This is a genomic window from Bradyrhizobium iriomotense (genome assembly GCF_018129405.1).
GTDB classification, from domain to species: domain Bacteria; phylum Pseudomonadota; class Alphaproteobacteria; order Rhizobiales; family Xanthobacteraceae; genus Bradyrhizobium; species Bradyrhizobium iriomotense_B.
This window is the reverse complement of record NZ_JAFCLP010000027.1, coordinates 1-17,656: the sequence shown is the minus strand read 5'-3', so window position 1 is coordinate 17,656 and position 17,656 is coordinate 1. Positions and strand designations below refer to the sequence as shown.

Annotated in this window: 14 protein-coding genes; 4 read left to right on the top strand and 10 right to left on the bottom strand. The window is 65.3% G+C overall.

The window, feature by feature from the left end; translation table 11 throughout:
* Position 1: 1 nt before the first annotated feature.
* The 9 genes from odhB to JQ592_RS34505 all read right to left on the bottom strand — a co-directional run bounded on the left by odhB (position 2) and on the right by JQ592_RS34505 (position 11,251).
* Entirely contained in the window at positions 2-1,246 is a 1,245-nt protein-coding gene (odhB, locus tag JQ592_RS34545) for a 2-oxoglutarate dehydrogenase complex dihydrolipoyllysine-residue succinyltransferase (protein ID WP_211407174.1), read from the bottom strand.
* 171 nt (positions 1,247-1,417) lie between these two features.
* A complete protein-coding gene (locus JQ592_RS34540) occupies positions 1,418-4,375 on the bottom strand; it encodes a 2-oxoglutarate dehydrogenase E1 component (protein WP_211407173.1) in 2,958 nt (985 codons plus the stop codon).
* Positions 4,376-4,512: 137 nt separating this feature from the next.
* Positions 4,513-5,397: a succinate--CoA ligase subunit alpha gene (sucD, locus tag JQ592_RS34535; RefSeq protein WP_211407172.1), complete on the bottom strand. Its 885-nt coding sequence runs from the start codon at positions 5,395-5,397 to the stop codon at positions 4,513-4,515.
* Between the two features lie 36 nt (positions 5,398-5,433).
* Positions 5,434-5,913 (bottom strand): DUF1579 family protein, encoded by a 480-nt coding sequence (locus JQ592_RS34530; RefSeq protein WP_211407171.1) that lies wholly within the window; start codon positions 5,911-5,913, stop codon positions 5,434-5,436.
* A gap of 4 nt (positions 5,914-5,917) precedes the next feature.
* A complete protein-coding gene (gene sucC / locus JQ592_RS34525) occupies positions 5,918-7,114 on the bottom strand; it encodes an ADP-forming succinate--CoA ligase subunit beta (RefSeq protein ID WP_211407170.1) in 1,197 nt (398 codons plus the stop codon).
* A gap of 206 nt (positions 7,115-7,320) precedes the next feature.
* On the bottom strand, positions 7,321-8,289 hold the full coding sequence (gene mdh / locus JQ592_RS34520; protein ID WP_008145224.1) for a malate dehydrogenase: 969 nt from the start codon (positions 8,287-8,289) through the stop codon (positions 7,321-7,323).
* A gap of 247 nt (positions 8,290-8,536) precedes the next feature.
* Positions 8,537-9,724, bottom strand: a complete 1,188-nt coding sequence (zapE, locus tag JQ592_RS34515) for a cell division protein ZapE (protein WP_211407169.1) — start codon at positions 9,722-9,724, stop codon at positions 8,537-8,539.
* A gap of 180 nt (positions 9,725-9,904) precedes the next feature.
* The gene (thpR, locus tag JQ592_RS34510; RefSeq protein WP_211407168.1) at positions 9,905-10,441 is read right to left on the bottom strand and encodes an RNA 2',3'-cyclic phosphodiesterase; all 537 of its coding nucleotides are present in this window, start codon (positions 10,439-10,441) and stop codon (positions 9,905-9,907) included.
* A gap of 174 nt (positions 10,442-10,615) precedes the next feature.
* Positions 10,616-11,251, bottom strand: a complete 636-nt coding sequence (locus tag JQ592_RS34505; protein ID WP_211407167.1) for an arylesterase — start codon at positions 11,249-11,251, stop codon at positions 10,616-10,618.
* Between the two features lie 55 nt (positions 11,252-11,306).
* Between JQ592_RS34505 and JQ592_RS34500 the strand changes: the two genes are divergently transcribed.
* The 4 genes from JQ592_RS34500 (at position 11,307) to JQ592_RS34485 (ending at position 16,505) form a co-directional block, all read left to right on the top strand.
* Positions 11,307-12,029, top strand: a complete 723-nt coding sequence (locus tag JQ592_RS34500; RefSeq protein WP_211407166.1) for an ABC transporter ATP-binding protein — start codon at positions 11,307-11,309, stop codon at positions 12,027-12,029.
* Positions 12,026-14,596, top strand: a complete 2,571-nt coding sequence (locus JQ592_RS34495) for an ABC transporter permease (RefSeq protein WP_211407165.1) — start codon at positions 12,026-12,028, stop codon at positions 14,594-14,596. The genes JQ592_RS34500 and JQ592_RS34495 overlap by 4 nt, the downstream gene beginning before the upstream one ends.
* Positions 14,597-14,865: 269 nt before the next feature.
* Entirely contained in the window at positions 14,866-15,657 is a 792-nt protein-coding gene (locus tag JQ592_RS34490) for a Bax inhibitor-1/YccA family protein (protein ID WP_026312126.1), read from the top strand.
* 317 nt (positions 15,658-15,974) lie between these two features.
* Positions 15,975-16,505, top strand: a complete 531-nt coding sequence (locus JQ592_RS34485) for a GNAT family N-acetyltransferase (RefSeq protein ID WP_211407164.1) — start codon at positions 15,975-15,977, stop codon at positions 16,503-16,505.
* Positions 16,506-16,722: 217 nt separating this feature from the next.
* On the opposite strand, the gene JQ592_RS34480 is transcribed toward JQ592_RS34485, so the two are convergent.
* On the bottom strand, positions 16,723-17,094 hold the full coding sequence (locus tag JQ592_RS34480; RefSeq protein WP_211407163.1) for a DUF2794 domain-containing protein: 372 nt from the start codon (positions 17,092-17,094) through the stop codon (positions 16,723-16,725).
* Between the last annotated feature and the right edge of the window lie 562 nt (positions 17,095-17,656).

The window sequence follows — 17,656 nt, the reverse complement described above, 5'->3', positions numbered from 1 at the left end:
ATCAGAGATCGAGCACCAGGCGCGCCGGATCTTCCAGGCTCTCCTTGACGCGAACCAGGAAGGTGACGGCTTCCTTGCCGTCGATGACGCGGTGATCGTAGGACAGCGCCAGATACATCATCGGGCGGACCTCGATCTTGCCGCCGACGACCATCGGCCGCTCCTGGATCTTGTGCATGCCGAGGATGCCGGACTGCGGCGCGTTCAGGATCGGGGTCGACATCAGCGAGCCGTAGATGCCGCCATTGGTGATGGTGAAGGTGCCACCCTGCATCTCGTCGATCTTGAGCTGGCCGTCACGGGCGCGGCGGCCGAAATCGGCGATGCCCTTCTCGATGTCAGAGATCGACTTGTGGTCGCAGTCGCGCACCACGGGCACGACGAGGCCCTTGTCGGTGCCGACGGCGACGCCGATGTGATAGTAGTTCTTGTAGATCAGGTCGCTGCCGTCGATCTCGGCGTTGACGGCCGGGATGTCCTTGAGCGCCTGCACGACGGCCTTGGTGAAGAAGCCCATGAAGCCGAGCTTGGCGCCGTGCTTCTTCTCGAACGCGTCCTTGTAGTGCGCGCGCAGCGCCATGACGTTGGTCATGTCGACCTCGTTGAAGGTCGTCAGCATGGCCGCGGTGTTCTGCACGTCCTTCAGGCGCCGCGCGATGGTCTGGCGCAGGCGGGTCATCTTGACGCGCTCTTCGCGGGCGGCGTCATCGGCCGGCGACGGCGCGCGCACCTGCACGGCGGCGGCGGGCTGGTTGACCGGGGTCGGCGCGGACGCGGCGCGCTCGATCGCAGCCAGCATGTCGCCCTTGGTGACGCGGCCGTCCTTGCCGGAGCCGGGAACGGTGGAGGCATCGATGCCGGTCTCGGCCGACAGCTTGCGCACGGACGGAGCGAGCGGCGCATCGGCCGGCGGCGCCTTGGCGGCAGCGGGCGCCGGCGCGGGCGCAGAAGCAGCGGCGGCGGCAGGCGCAGCAGCCTTGGCCGGCGCGGCGGCGGGCTTGGCAGCGCCGGCACCGTCGGTGATCTGGCCGAGCAGCGCGCCGACCGCAACGGTCGCGCCATCGGCGGCGATGATCTCGCTCAGCGTGCCCGCGGAGGGCGCGGGGACTTCGATGGTGACCTTGTCGGTCTCGAGCTCCACCAAGGGCTCGTCGACAGCGACGGGATCGCCGGCCTTCTTGAACCAGCGGCCGATGGTGGCCTCGGTGACGGATTCGCCGAGCGTCGGCACACGAATTTCAGTCATGGTCTCTTCCTTAAGGGATCGCCAGTAGCGGTCATGAATTCAGGTGTCATCGGCCGGCCAAAAGCAGGCCATCCAGCAAGCCGGGACGTTCGCATTCACGTCACGGCTACTGGATGCCCCGCTCCGGTGCGCGATGGCGCACAAGGCGGGGCATGACGCAGTTCAAAAAGTTCAGCTCAGTGCTTCGTCCAGGAACGCCTTCAGCTGAGCCTGATGCTTGGACATCAGACCCGTGGCGGTCGCGGCGGAAGCGGCGCGGCCGACATAACGCGGACGCCGGCTCACACCGTTCACCTGGTTCAGCACCCATTCCAGATAGGGCTCGATGAAGTGCCAGGCACCCATGTTGCGGGGCTCTTCCTGGCACCACACCAGCTCGGCCTTCTTGAAGCGCGACAGCTCGGCCACCAGCGCCTTCAGCGGCACCGGATAGAGCTGCTCGACGCGCATCAGGTAGATGTCGTCGATGCCGCGCTTCTCGCGCTCCTCGTAGAGGTCGTAATAGACCTTGCCGGAGCACAGCACGATGCGGCGGATCTTCTCGTCGGGAACGAGCTTGACGGCTTCGCTCGGCAGCATCTGGGCGTCATCGTAGAGGATGCGGTGGAAGGTCGTTCCCTTCGCGAGCTCTTCGAGACGCGACACCGCCCGCTTGTGACGCAGCAGCGACTTCGGCGTCATCATGATCAGCGGCTTGCGGATCTCGCGATGCAGCTGCCGGCGCAGCGCGTGGAAGTAGTTCGCCGGCGTGGTCGGGTAGACCACCTGCATGTTGTCTTCCGCGCACATCTGCAGGTAACGCTCGAGGCGCGCCGAGGAGTGCTCCGGTCCCTGGCCCTCATAGCCGTGCGGCAGCAGACAGACGAGACCGGACATGCGCAGCCATTTGCGCTCGCCCGAGGAGATGAACTGGTCGAACACGACCTGCGCGCCATTGGCGAAGTCGCCGAACTGGGCTTCCCACAGCGTCAGCGTGTTCGGCTCGGCGAGCGAGTAGCCGTATTCGAAGCCGAGCACGGCCTCTTCCGACAGCAGCGAGTTGATGACCTCGTAGTGGCCCTGCTCGTGGCCGAGATGGTTGAACGGCGTGTAGCGGCTCTCGTCTTCCTGGTCGATCAGGACCGAATGGCGCTGCGAGAAGGTGCCGCGCTCCGAATCCTGTCCGGACAGGCGGACGTGATGGTTTTCGTTGAGCAACGAGCAGAACGCCAGCGCCTCGCCGGTCGCCCAGTCGATACCGGCGCCGGTGTCGATCGCCTTCGAGCGGTTGTCGAGGAAACGCTGGATGGTGCGGTGAACGCGGAAGCCGTCCGGCACCTTGGTGATCTTGCGGCCGATGTCCTTCAGCGTGGCGATGTCGACGCCGGTGACGCCGCGCCGCGCATCCTCTTCCTGGTCGGCGATCTTGAAGCCGGACCACTTGCCGTCGAGCCAGTCGGCCTTGTTCGGCTTGTAGGAGGTGCCGGCCTCGAACTCGGCGTCGAGCCGCGAGCGCCAGTCGGCCTTCAGCTTGTCGACCTCGCCCTCGGTGACCACGCCGTCGGCGATCAGGCGCTTGGAGTAGAGAGTGAGGGTCGAGGGATGTGCCGCGATCCGCTTGTACATCACGGGCTGGGTGAACGCGGGCTCATCGCCCTCGTTGTGGCCGTAGCGGCGATAGCACCACATGTCGATCACGACCGGCTTGTGGAACTTCTGCCGAAACTCGGTCGCGACCTTGGCCGCGAACACCACGGCTTCCGGATCGTCGCCGTTCACGTGGAAGATCGGCGCGTCGATCATCTTCGCCACATCCGACGGATAAGGCGAAGAACGGGAATAACGCGGATAGGTGGTGAAGCCGATCTGGTTGTTGACGATGAAGTGCACGGAGCCGCCTGTGCGGTAGCCCTTCAGGTCCGACAGGCCGAAGCATTCCGCGACCACGCCCTGGCCGGCGAACGCGGCGTCGCCGTGCATCAGCAGCGGCATCACCGAGATGCGCATGTCCGGGGGATCGCCGTGCTGGTCCTGCTTGGCGCGGACCTTGCCGAGCACGACGGGATCGACGATCTCGAGATGCGAGGGGTTGGCGGTCAGCGACAGATGGATGCGGTTGCCGTCGAACTCGCGGTCCGAGGAGGCGCCGAGGTGGTACTTGACGTCGCCCGAGCCTTCGACCGCGTCGGGGTTGGCCGAGCCGCCCTTGAACTCGTGGAACAGCGCGCGATGGGCCTTGCCCAACACCTGGGTCAGCACGTTGAGGCGGCCGCGATGCGGCATGCCGAGCACGATTTCCTTCACGCCGAGATTGCCGCCGCGCTTGATGATCTGCTCGAGCGCGGGGATCAGCGCTTCACCGCCATCGAGGCCGAAGCGCTTGGTGCCGGTGAACTTGGTGTCGCAGAACTTTTCGAAACCCTCGGCTTCGACCAGCTTCGTCAGGATGGCTCTGCGACCTTCAGGAGTGAACGAGATCTCCTTATCGGGTCCCTCGATCCGCTCCTGGATCCAGGCCTTCTGCGCGGCATTGCTGATATGCATGAACTCGACGCCGAGCGTCTGGCAGTAGGTGCGCTCGCAGATCGCGGTGATCTCGCGCAGCGAGCCATATTCGAGGCCGAGAACGTGATCGAGGAAGATCTTGCGGTCGAAATCGGCTTCGCTGAAGCCGTAGGTGCGAGGGTCGAGCTCTTCGCGGTTGCGCTGGGCTTCGATGCCGAGCGGATCGAGCTTGGCGTGGAAGTGGCCGCGCATGCGGTACGAGCGGATCAGCATCAAGGCGCGGACGGAGTCGCGCGTGGCCTGAAGCACGTCGGCGGAGGAGATCTCGGCACCCTTGGCCTGCGCCTTGGCGGCGATCTTGGCACCGACCGCCTTCTCGACTTCGGCCCAGTTGCCGTCGAGCGCGGAGGTCAGATCATCCTTGGGTGACAGCGGCCAGTTGTCCCGCTCCCAGGACGGGCCTTCCGCGTTCTTCCGGACGTCGGCGGGCTGGTCGTTGAGGCTCTTGAAGAACTCCTGCCACTCGGCGTCGACCGAGGACGGGTCCTTCTCGTAGCGGGCGTAGATTTCGTCGATGTAGGTGGCGTTGGTGCCCTGCAAAAACGATGACAGGGCAAAGGCTGCGTTCGCGTCCTGGCGAGACATACTTGAGTTCCTGGCGATTTCGGTTCGCGCATAACAAACGGCGCTGGCGCCGAGCTCCCCGGCAGAGGCTCGGCGCGACAGGCACCCTTTACCCTATTTGCTGCGAAACTTCGCCCGGAAAAGTACGAAGAAGTGAATTAGCCTTTCAACTTTTCGGCAAGCGTATGGCCGAGGCGGGCGGGCGACGGGGACACTGTAATCCCTGCCGATTTCATCGCCTCGGTCTTGGAACCGGCGTCGCCCTTGCCGCCCGAGATGATCGCACCGGCATGGCCCATGCGGCGGCCGGGAGGGGCGGTGACGCCGGCGATGAAGCCGACCATCGGCTTCTTGCGGCCGCGCTTGGCCTCGTCCTTGAGGAACTGGGCGGCGTCCTCCTCGGCGGAACCGCCGATCTCGCCGATCATGATGATCGATTCGGTCTTGGGGTCGGCCAGCAGCATTTCGAGGACGTCGATGAACTCGGTGCCCTTGACCGGGTCGCCGCCGATGCCGACCGCGGTGGTCTGGCCGAGGCCTTCCTGGGAGGTCTGGAACACGGCTTCATAGGTCAGCGTGCCCGAGCGGGAGACGATGCCGACCGAGCCAGTCTTGAAGATGTTGGCGGGCATGATGCCGATCTTGCACTCGCCGGCGGTCATGACGCCCGGGCAGTTCGGCCCGATCAGGCGCGACTTGGAGCCGATCAGCGAACGCTTCACGCGGACCATGTCCACGACCGGAATACCCTCGGTGATGCAGACGATCAGCGGGATCTCGGCGTCGATGGCTTCGCAGATCGCGTCCGCCGCGCCCGGCGGCGGCACGTAGATCACCGACGCATCGGCGCCGGTCTTCTCACGCGCATCGCGCACGGTGTCGAACACCGGCAGGCCCAGATGCGTCGAGCCGCCTTTGCCCGGCGAGGTGCCGCCGACCATCTTGGTGCCGTAGGCGATCGCGGCCTCGGAATGGAACGTGCCGTTCTTGCCGGTGAAGCCCTGGCAGATGACCTTGGTGTTCTTGTCGATCAGGATGGACATGAGGTCTGCTTTCGCGAAACTAACAGAGTGAGAGGGTCAGTGGATGCGGCGGTAGACGCCGGTGAGGACGTCAGCCCAGCCTTCCGCGTCCGGCGAGAACTGGATCTTCAACGAGTAGGAATCCTCATTGATGATCTCGTAGACGTGGCGCGCATTGCCGCGGAGCGAGCCGCGCACCAGCGTCAGGGTCTGGCCGACCCACCCGCCGGAGGCGGGCGAGGGCGGCGTGTAACCGAGCGAGTCGTACCAGAACAATTTGTAGGTCCGGTCGTCGCGGTCGTAGGTGAAGATGCCGTGGGTGGCGAAGCTCTGCTTGCCGTCGCGCATCTGCACCGCGTCCTGGATCAGATAAAATCCATTCAGGTCCATGCGCGCGACGACGTGAGAGGTGGCCGGCCCGCCCGCGTTCCAGCGCGACGGGAAGACCACCTCCTCGCCATCCCATTCGCCGGCGAACGCGGCGAGGCGCGTGTGCTCGGGGAGCGGAGATGATGCGGCGAGATGGTCCTGGGTCATGGCCTTAGCCTCCCTTGACGGCCTTCACGATCTTCTGCGCGGCGTCGTCGAGATTGTCGGCGGGCACCACGTTCAGTCCGGATTCAAGGATGATCTTCTTGCCGAGCTCGACATTGGTGCCTTCGAGGCGGACCACCAGCGGGACGGTGAGGCCGACCTGGCGCACCGCAGCCGTGACGCCCTCGGCGATCACGTCGCACTTCATGATACCGCCGAAGATGTTGACCAGGATGCCCTTCACGTTGGGATCGGCGGTGATGATCTTGAAGGCAGCCGCAACCTTATCAACGCTGGCGCTGCCGCCGACGTCGAGGAAGTTGGCCGGCGCCATGCCGTAGAGCTTGATGATGTCCATCGTCGCCATGGCGAGACCCGCGCCGTTGACCATGCAGCCGATGTTGCCGTCGAGGGTGACGTAATTGAGGTCGTACTTGGACGCCTCGATCTCCTTGGCGTCTTCCTCGGTCTCGTCGCGCAGCGCGAGCACCTCGGGGTGACGGAACAGCGCGTTGTCGTCGAAAGAGACCTTGGCATCGAGCACGCGGAGCTGGCCCTGCTTGGTCACGACCAGCGGGTTGATCTCCAGCATCGACATGTCCTTGGCGACGAAGGCCGCGTAGAGCTGCGCGGTGAGCTTTTCCGCCTGCTTGGCGAGATCACCGGAGAGCTTCAGCGCGTTCGCGACCGTGCGGCCGTGATGGCCCATGATGCCGGTGGCGGGATCGACCGAGAAGGTGACGATCTTCTCGGGCGTGTTGTGCGCGACGTCCTCGATGTTGACGCCGCCTTCGGTCGAGACGACGAAGGAGACGCGCGAGGTTTCGCGGTCGACCAGGATCGACAGGTAGAATTCCTTGTCGATGTCGGAGCCGTCCTCGATGTAGAGGCGGTTGACCTGCTTGCCGGCGGGGCCGGTCTGCACGGTCACCAGCGTCGCGCCCAGCATCTGCTTGGCGAATTCAGAGACCTCCGCGGCCGACTTGGCAATGCGGACGCCGCCCTTGTCGCCGGCCGAGGCTTCCTTGAACTTGCCCTTGCCGCGGCCACCGGCATGGATCTGGCTCTTCACCACCCAGACCGGACCGGGCAGCGCCTTGGCCGCAGCTTCCGCGTCGGCCGCTTTGAGGACCGGCACGCCCTTGGAGATCGGCACGCCGAACTCACCCAGCAGCGCTTTGGCCTGATATTCATGGATATTCATATGGTCGCTCCCTGAACCCGCGGGCGGTGACCTCTTGGGCCCACCTCAGTCTTGTGGCTGGCATACCATATACCACAGGAACTGCAACCCGGATTCTTTGACATCGATCTCTGGACTGCTGAGCCGGAACCCGCCCCGGTCAAGCGGGGTCCGGAAGTGAAACCGCCGAAGACCGGTTTTCGATCTTCGGCGGGATTGTTTGCGCCTTAGCGGCCGAGAAGATCGGGTGCGATCTTCTTGCAGGCGTCGACCAGGCCCTGTACGGCGCCGACCGACTTGTCGAAGGCTTCGCGGTCCTTGCCGGCGAGCTCGATCTCGACGACGCGCTCGACACCCTTGGAGCCGATCACGACGGGCACGCCGACATACATGTCCTTCACGCCGTATTCGCCGTTGAGGTAGGCGGCCGAGGGCAGCACGCGCTTCTTGTCACGCAGATAGCTCTCGGCCATCGCGATCGCGGAGGCCGCCGGCGCATAGAAGGCCGAGCCGGTCTTGAGCAGGTTAACGATCTCGGCGCCGCCGTTGCGGGTGCGGTCGACGATCTCGTCGAGGCGCGCCTGCGAGGTCCAGCCCATCTTGACGAGGTCGGGCAGCGGGATGCCGGCAACGGTGGAGTACTTCACCAGCGGCACCATGGTGTCGCCGTGGCCGCCGAGCACGAAGGCGGTGACGTCTTCAACGGAGACGTTGAATTCATCGGCCAGGAAGTAGCGGAAGCGCGCGGAGTCGAGCACGCCGGCCATGCCGACGACCTTCTTGTGCGGCAGGCCGCTAGCCTTCTGCAGCGCCCAGACCATCGCGTCGAGCGGATTGGTGATGCAGATGACGAAGGCGTCGGGAGCGTACTTCTTGATGCCCGCACCGACCTGCTCCATGACCTTGAGGTTGATGGAGAGGAGGTCGTCGCGGCTCATGCCGGGCTTGCGCGGCACGCCGGCGGTGACAATGCAGACCTTGGCGTTGTCGAGCGCTTCGTAGGAGTTCGCGCCGGTGTAGTGGGCGTCGAAGCCGTCGACCGGCGAGGACTGCGCGATGTCGAGCGCCTTGCCCTGCGGCACGCCCTCGGCGATGTCGAACATCACGACGTCGCCCAGTTCTTTCAGGCCGATGAGGTGAGCCAGCGTTCCGCCGATCTGACCGGAGCCAATCAAAGCAATCTTGTCGCGCGCCATGTGAACCTGTCCTTTAGACACGTGAGGAGGGAAAACTGATGGGTGGTTATCCCTTTCGCTTCCCGCGTTCAAGTCGGCGGATGCCCATTTGTCGGGCTTGCCGATGCCTCGGGCACGCAGCCCTGTCATTCCGGGGCGCGACGAAAGTCGCGAGCCCGGAATCTCGCGACAATCTCGGGATTCCGGGTTCGCCCGCGTTTGCGCGGGCGCCCCGGAATGACAGCGGTACCTTCGACGGGAATAGGACTTAAGTCTCCACCAGGCCCTTGGTGGAGCCGCTCGCGGTGGAATCCTTGCGGCCGTGAGGCAGCGCCAGATAGGATTCCGAGCTCATTTCGATCAGGCGCGACGCCGTCCGCTTGAACTCCATGGCCTCGGTGCCCTCGGTGGCGAGGTAGAGCGAGATCGGGTTGGCGTTAGCCGAGGCCATCAGCTTCACGGCATTGTCATAGAGCGTATCGATCAGCGTGATGAAGCGCTTGGCGGCGTTGCGCTGGGAGAAGTCCATCACTGGAATATGGTCGACCAGGATGGTGTGATAGTCGTGCGCCAGCCTGAGGTAGTCGGATGCGCCGAGCGGCTTCTCGCAGAGATCGGCGAACGAGAACCGCGCCACGCCGTGGGCCGAGCACGGCACGTGCAGGATGCGGCCCTTGATCAAGATGTCGCGCGACCTGCATTTGGCCCCGCCCGACATCCGCGACCAGGCGCGGTCGAGCGCGGCATCCGCATCGCCATCGGCCGGCGTCAGCCACATCGGCACGCCCTGCAGCTTCTCCAGCCGGAAGTCGGTGCGCGCATCGAGCCGCGCGACGTCCATGTGGTCGGTGATCTGCTTGATGAAGGGCAGGAACAGCGAGCGGTTGAGGCCGCCCTTGTAGAGATCGTCGGGCGCGACGTTGGAGGTCGCGACCACGACGGTGCCGAGCTCGAACAATTTCGCGAACAGGCGTCCCAGGATCATCGCGTCCGCGATGTCGGTGACGTGGAATTCGTCGAAGCAGAGCAGCCAGCTCTCCTCGAAGATCGCAGTCGCCGTCAGCGCGATGACGTCGCCGTCGGCGATCTCGCCGCGCGCGATGCTCTGGCGATAGTCGTAGATGCGCTCATGCACATCCGCCATGAATTCGTGGAAATGCGCGCGGCGCTTGTGCTCGACCGAGGAGTGCTGAAAGAACAGATCCATCAGCATGGTCTTGCCGCGGCCGACCTCGCCGTGGATGTAGAGGCCGCGCGGCGCATCGTCCTTGTCACTGCTGCTGAACAGGCGGCTGAGCAGGCCCTGCTTGCGCGCGGGCTTGTAACTTGCGAGCCGCAGGTCGAGCGCCGCATAGGCTTCGGCGACCTCGGCCTGCGCAGCGTCCGGCTCGATCGCGCCGGACGCGATCTCGGCCTGGTATGCCTCACGGAATGAGGAATTGGGGGTGGAGAGCATGGCCCCTTACCGCCAGAGATGGGCGGAAATTGCAAGCCGCGAATTGGTGGGCGGGGTATGCGCGTTTCGTGTCCCGGACGCGCTGCAGCGTGTAACGCTGCTGCGCAGAGCCGGGACCCACTATTTCGTTCATCGCGGAACGCTGGGCCCCGGCTCTGCGGCCGGGGCACGAGAGCTGCGCTACTCACACAGCTCGTAGGCGTCCTCGACGATATACGGGCCGCCGCCGGTGGAGGCGCGCGAGGAAAACAGCACGAAGCGTTCGGCCATGAACGCCTTGCTCGGGAAGTAGCCGCGCAGCGACAGATAGTCGGCGACGTCGCGGTCGGAGGCGTCGTGCAGCCGGGCCAGCGTGACGTGCGGGATGAACTTGCGGCCCTCGGGGTTGAGACCGATCCGCTGCATCATGCGCTCGAGCTCGGCCTGCAATTCCATCAGCGGCTTGCTCGGCGCGATCGTTGCGACCACCGCGCGCGGCTTGCGGCCGCCGAAGCTTTGCAGGCCCTGCACCTTCACCTCGAACGGCTTGCGATCGACGCGAAACAGCATCGAGGCGATCTCGTTGGCGGAGACGCCGTCGATGTCGCCGATGAAGCGCAGGGTGACGTGATAATTTTCGGGATCGATCCATCGGGCGCCGGGAAGGCCGCCCCGCAAGTTGGAAAGCGACTGGCCGATGTCGGCCGGAATTTCCAGACCAGTGAACAAACGCGGCATCGTTTCGCACTCCCGATGCTTGGCTACAGCCCTCGAGGCGAGAACCATATCCAAATTAGAGCCGGCGACGAATCACCGGTACCCTGATTCCTATCGCAGTTGTGTGACTCTGCGAAGCATCGCGCGGCCCACCCCGGGAAAACCCTGGGAATTAGGGTTAGTGTTGCCTGCTTTTCAACGCCGTTGCTCGGTTATCGTGCCGAGGAATGCCTCCACCGTGGGCATGATGTTGCCGACGATGATGTCGACGCCCGCCGCGGTCGGATGGATACCGTCGGCCTGGTTGAGCTTGGCGTCGGCCGCAACGCCCTCGAGGAAGAACGGATAGAGCGGCACGTCGAATTGTTTCGCCAGATCCGGATAAATCGAATTGAAGCGCGCCGCGTATTCGGCGCCGTAATTCGGCGGCGCCAGCATACCGCACAGCATGACTGGAATCTTCCGCGCCTTGAGCCGCTGCACGATGTCGGTCAGCGCCGTGCGCGTCAGGGCGGGGTCGATGCCGCGCAGCGCGTCGTTGGCGCCGAGCTCGACGATCACGCCATCGGTTCCATCAGGCACGGACCAGTCGAGCCGGTCGCGGCCGCCGGAGGTGGTGTCGCCGGACACCCCGGCATTGGTCATGTCGACCGCTATGCCCTTGGCTTGCAAGGCTTTTTGAAGTTTCTGGGGGAACGCCTCCTGGGCCGGAAGGCCAAGGCCGGCGCTCAAGGAATCGCCGAGAACGACAAGCTTGACCGGCTTTGTCGCGCCCGCCCAGGCCGGGTTCGCAATTGTCATGAAGGCGAGCATCAACACGGCTATGTGCATGAACAATCCGTAACGCCTCTCGACCGCGCTATCGGAGTTGCCATATGACCGCACCATGGACACTCGCATCTATCCCTCTTCGCTCGCCACGACCGCGATGGACACCATCGCCATCTCCAACGTCAATCTCTCATTGGGCACGGGCGCGGCACGCGTTCACATCCTCAAGGACATCAGCCTGCGCGTCGCCTCGGGCGAGACGATCGGCCTGATCGGCCCGTCAGGCTCGGGCAAATCCACGCTGCTGATGGTGATGGCGGGGCTGGAGCGTCCTGATAGCGGAGAGGTGGTGGTGAGCGGCACGGCTTTCAATGCCCTCGACGAGGACGCGCTGGCGCGCTTCCGCGGCCGCCAGGTCGGCATCGTCTTCCAGTCCTTCCATCTGATCCCGACCATGACGGCGCTGGAGAACGTCGCGGTGCCGCTCGAGCTTGCCGGCAATCCCGACGCCGCAAAGCGCGCGGCGGAGGAGCTGCAATCGGTCGGCCTCGGCGATCGCCTGCATCATTATCCGTCGCAGCTCTCCGGCGGTGAGCAGCAGCGCGTTGCGCTGGCCCGTGCGCTGGCGCCCGATCCCGCCATCCTCGTCGCGGACGAGCCGACCGGCAATCTCGATGAAGCCACCGGAAAGCAGATCGTCGACCTGCTCTTCACCAAGCATGCCGAGCGCGGCATGACCTTGGTGCTGGTCACGCACGATTCCTCGCTGGCGCATCGTTGCGATCGCGTCATCCGCTTGCGCTCGGGCCGCATCGACACGCAGTCTGCCCCCGCATGAGCGCCGCTGCCGAACCGTTCGCGAAGCCGAACGCCGTCGCGCTGTCGCTGCGCTATGCGCTGCGCGAACTGCGCGGCGGCCTGCGCGGCTTCTACGTCTTCATCGCCTGCATCGCGCTCGGCGTGATGGCGATCGCCGGCGTCGGCTCGGTCTCGGCGAGTCTCTCCGACGGACTCGCCCGCGAGGGCCGCACGCTGCTCGGCGGCGACGTCTCCTTCGTGCTGTTCCAGCGCGAGGCCAAGCCCGAGGAGGTCGCCTTCCTGCGCTCGCGCGGCACGGTCTCGACTGCCGCAACGCTGCGCGGCATGGCGCGCTCGGCTGACGGCAAGCTCGCGCTGGTCGAGATGAAGGCGGTCGACAACACCTATCCGATGCTGGGACAGCTCACGCTGGCACCACAGCTGCCGATGTCAGACTTACTCGCCGAGCACGACGGCGCGTTCGGCGCCGCCGCCGATCCGACGCTGCTGGCACGGCTCTCGCTGAAGACCGGCGACCGCGTCACCATTGGCTCTGCGACCTTCCAGATCCGCTCCACCGTCGAGGCCGAGCCCGACAAGCTCGCCGGCGGCATCGGCTTCGGCCCGCGCTTCCTGATCAGCGAGGCGGGCCTGCGCGCCACCGGGCTGATCCAGCCCGGCAGCCTGGTGCGCTGGGTCTACCGGGTGAAGCTGCCCGACACAGCCAACAGCGAGCGCGCCACCGAGGCCTTCATCGCGGATGCCCGGAGCGCCGCGCCGCAGGCCGGCTGGGAGGTCCGCAGCCGGTCCAATGCCTCGCCGCAGCTCGAGCGCAACATCAGCCGCTTCACGCAGTTCCTGACGCTGGTCGGCCTCGCCGCGCTGCTGGTCGGCGGTGTCGGCGTCGCCAACGCCGTCAAGAGCCATATCGACCGCAAGCTCGAGGTGATCGCGGCCTTCAAGGCCGTCGGCGCCACGGGCCGCGACGTGTTCGGGATTTATCTGGCGCAGGTTCTCCTGCTGGCCGCGATCGGGTCCGTGATCGGATTGGCGCTCGGCGCCGCCATGCCCTTCGCCATCGTCGGGCTGTTCGGCAAGCTGCTGCCGCTGCCGGTGGTGCCGGCCGTGCATGCCGACGAGCTTGCGCTGTCCTTCGTCTATGGCCTATTGACCGCGCTCGCCTTCGGCCTGTGGCCGCTCGGGCGCGTGCATGACGTGCCGGTGGCGGCGCTGTTCCGCGACACCATCAGCTCCGAATGGCACCGGCCCCGCGCGAGCTATCTCGTGTTCATGGGCATCGTGATCGTACTGCTCGTCGCGGTCGTGATCGGGCTCTCGTTCGACAAGCGCATCGCCGCGGTGTTCGTGGCCTCCTCCGTCGTCGTGTTCGCCCTGCTGCGCGGCATCGCCGCCCTGCTGATGACAATCGCGCGGCGGCTGCCGCGGACGCGGCTGCCGATGCTGCGGCTTGCGATCGCCAACATCCACCGGCCGGGCGCGCTGACGCCGTCGGTGGTGCTGTCGCTGGGCCTCGGGCTCGCCGTGCTCGTCACCATCACCCAGATCGACGGCAATCTGCGACGGCAGTTCCTCGCAGCGCTGCCCGACCGCGCACCGTCATTCTTCTTCATCGACATCCCGAGCACGCAGGCCGAGCAGTTCGACGGCTATCTGCGGCAGATCGCGCCGGGCGCGAAGGTCGAGGACGTGCCGATGCTGCGCGGGCGCATCGTCGCCGCGCGCGGAGTGCGCGCCGAGGAGCTCAAGCCGACCACCGATTCCGAATGGGTGCTGCAGAGCGACCGCGGCCTGACCTATACAGCTGAGCTGCCGAAGGGGTCCAAGGTGGTCGAGGGCGAGTGGTGGAGCGCGGACTATTCCGGCCCGCCGCTGGTCTCGATGGAGAAGAAGATCGCCGACGGGCTCGGCCTCAAGCTCGGCGACGAGGTCGTGGTCAACGTGCTCGGCCGCGACATCCCGGCCAAGATCAGCAATCTGCGCAACATCGATTGGCAGGGGATGGGCATCAATTTCGTCCTAGTATTCTCGCCCAACGCCTTCAAGGGCGCACCTCACACCCATATCGCGACGCTGACGGAGGCCGGCGGCGATGCCGCGGGCGACGGCAAGATCATCAAGGAGGTGGCCGACGCCTATCCCATGGTGACGAGCGTGCGCGTGCGCGAGGTGATGGAGACGGTCGGCTCGGTCGTGACCAATCTGGCGCTGGCGATCCGCGGCGCCAGCGCCGTGACCCTGATCTCGGCGATCCTGGTGCTGGGCGGGGCCCTCGCTGCCGGCCACCGTCACCGGGTCTACGATGCGGTGATCCTCAAGACGCTGGGCGCGACGCGTCTGCGGCTGCTCGGCGCCTATGCGCTCGAATACCTCCTGATCGGGCTTGCCACTGCCGTGTTCGGCGTGATCGCCGGCAGCATCGCGGCCTGGATGATCGTGACACGCCTGATGACGCTCAGCTTCGTCTGGCAGGCCGGCAGCGCGGCCGGCGTGGTGGTGGCCGCCCTGATCGTCACGGTCGGGCTCGGGCTCGCCGGCACGCTGCTGGCGTTGAACAAAAAGCCCGCCACGGTGTTGCGGAATTTGTGACAAATGGTAGCGGCCGGCCGCGCGGGAGCAAAATCGCACGATTCCTGCGATTAACCACGCCTGCCCGTCTGGATTGCAGCCAAGGGCGACATTCAGCCGCGCGTGGACGGTTGCAGCGAATGTGTTAGTTTCCCACATATCGAATGGGTTCGGAGCCCCGATTGTTAGCCAAAATTTAGTCGGCAGGCAGCGGTATCCGAGATAAAGTTTGACGAACCGGCGGCATGGCGACCCTCATGCCGGACCGGCCAACCAGCGGGAATTCGACCATGTCGGACCTAGACCGTAACTACGCTTCTCCTTTCGGCAGGGCCGCCGGGCGTGTTGACGCCGCGACGGTCGATGCCGGCCTGCGCGCATATATGCTGCGCATCTACAATTACATGAGCATTGGCCTGGCCATCACGGGCCTTGCTGCGCTCGGCGTCTACATGGCCGCCGTGACCGACGTTCCGACGGCGGACGCCGTCCGCGTCGGCAAGCTGTTCCTGACGCCGTTCGGCTACGCGATGTTCGTCAGCCCCCTGAAGTGGCTGTTCATGCTCGCGCCGCTCGCGATGGTGTTCGTGATCTCGGCGGGCATCAACCGTCTCGCCCCCTCGACCGCCCAGATCCTGTTCTGGGTGTTCTCGGCGCTGATGGGCATCTCGCTGTCGTCGATCTTCCTGGTGTTCACCCACACCTCGATCGTGCGGGTGTTCTTCATCACCGCGGCGACCTTCGGCGCGCTCAGCCTCTACGGCTACACCACCAAGCGTGACCTGACCGGCATGGGCTCGTTCCTGTTCATGGGCCTGATCGGCATCATCATCGCGAGCCTGGTGAACCTGTTCCTTGCGAGTTCGATGCTGCAGTTCATCGTGTCGGTGGTCGGCGTGCTGGTGTTCGCGGGCCTCACCGCCTGGGATACGCAGCGGCTGAAGAACGACTACATCTACGGCTATGCCTCGGCCGGCGGTGACATCGCAGAGCGTGCGGCCATCACCGGCGCGCTGTCGCTGTACCTGAATTTCATCAACCTGTTCACGCTGCTCCTGCAGCTCCTCGGCCAGCGCGACTAAGCGATAGACCCGAGAGAACAACACGAACCCCGGCCGAGAGGCCGGGGTTTTTGTTTGGGGCGAGAGCGCGCCGTAGCCCGGATGGAGCGCAGCGCAATCCGGGAACGCGGTATCCGCGGAGAGACGTGCCCCGGATTTCGCTGCGCTCCATCCGGGCTACAAGGGAGCAGCCTCTCCTCATCATTGCGAGCACAGCGAAGCAATCCAGAGTTCCTCCGCGGATGCATTTCTGGATTGCTTCGCTCCGCTCGCAATGACGGGTGTGGATGCGCCGAGGCCCCTTCCGGCGGCCGCGGGAAGGCTCTAATCTTCTCCTCATGTCCGCACCTGAAATCAGGCCCACAACCGAGGCCGACCTCCCCGCCATCACCGCCATCTACCAGCAGGCCGTCCGCGAGGGCACGGCGACGTTCGAGCTGGATCCGCCTGACCTTGCCGAGATGACGCGCCGCTACCGCGCGCTGGTGGACGGCGGCTATCCCTATTTCGTCGCCATCCTCGACGGGCGCGTGGCCGGATACGCCTATGCAGGCGCCTACCGGCCGCGGCCGGCCTACCGCTTCACGGTCGAGAACTCGATCTATCTCGATCCCTCCTTCCACCGCCGCGGCGTCGGCTCATTACTGCTGGAGCGGCTGATCACCGAATGCGAGGCGCGCGGCTTCCGCCAGATGATCGCGGTGATCGGCGATTCCGCCAATGCCGGCTCGATCGGCGTGCACACCAGGGGCGGCTTCAAGATGATCGGCACGCACCCAAATGTCGGGCTGAAATTCGGCCGCTGGCTGGATACGGTGATGATGCAGCGTGACCTCGGCGAGGGCGCGCGCACGGTGCCAACAAAGTAGGGCAGTCCCGTAGCCCGGGTGAGCGCAGCGATACCCGGGACCGCGGCAAGCAAAGTCCCAGATGTCGCTTCGCTCATCCGGGCTACGAAGACTTCGCCACATGACTGGTGTCGTAGGGTGGGCAAAGGCGCAACGCGCCGTGCCCACCATCTTTCCTCGATCGCCGAGAGCGGTGGGCACGCTTCGCTTTGCCCACCCTACGGCACTGGCCGTGCCGCTACACCACCGCCAGCTTGCGGTCGATCACCAGCAACACGCGCTCGAGCTCGTGGCCGCGGCGCAGGATCAGACCGGTCGCCGAGATCACGCTGTACATGCCCTGCTTGCGTGCGAGGCGCGGATCCTTCTCGATGCGATAGATCGGCACTTCCGAGGCGCGGCGAAACACCGAGAACACCGCACGGTCCTTCAGGAAGTCGATGGCGTAGTCGCGCCACTCGCCGTCGGCAACCATGCGGCCATAGAGATTGAGAATACGGTGCAGCTCGAGCCGGTTGAAGGTCACCCGGTTCGGTTGCGCGTTCGCAGCGGCGGGATGCGCCGCCGCGCGCTGCCCGCTTGGATCGGCATCCTCCGGCATCAGGCTCATGGGAAGCGCCTCCTCATCGCACAGGCATGACCCTCGTCCGCGAAAACCGTCCCCGGAACCGCGGATCATGACAATTGCATGATTGCGCCAACCGCTGTCCTCCGCAAGGGCTCTCGATGGAACCCGGGAAACAGGCCCAAGAGTCTCCAAAGAGTCTTGGGGCTCAACCGGAGGAATCGGGTGCGGGCCAGGCCACACGCAGGGGTAGAACTCTGTCGCGACGAACCGTCACGGGATCGTGCGCAAGAATCTTAGTCTCGCCGCTTTTCCGCCCAGCGCCTGCCGCCCTGCATTGCGAAAAGAGTTATGTGCGTTGACCCGGTCCTTTCGGTTCCGGATTCCTCAGCCCCCAGCCCCCCGGGGTCGAACAGGATCGGGTCTGTACGCGCGACAAGGAGGGCCAACGCGAGTTGGTCCTTTTTTGTTTGTGTCGGGATGTTTCCGACGGCGACCGACCTTTCTCCCATCAGAGCCAACACTCTCTCCCCTCATCCTGAGAGCGTGAGATTCTTTTGGTAGGAATCAGTATTTGCCACGGCGGCGATGCTGTGATTCGGTGGGG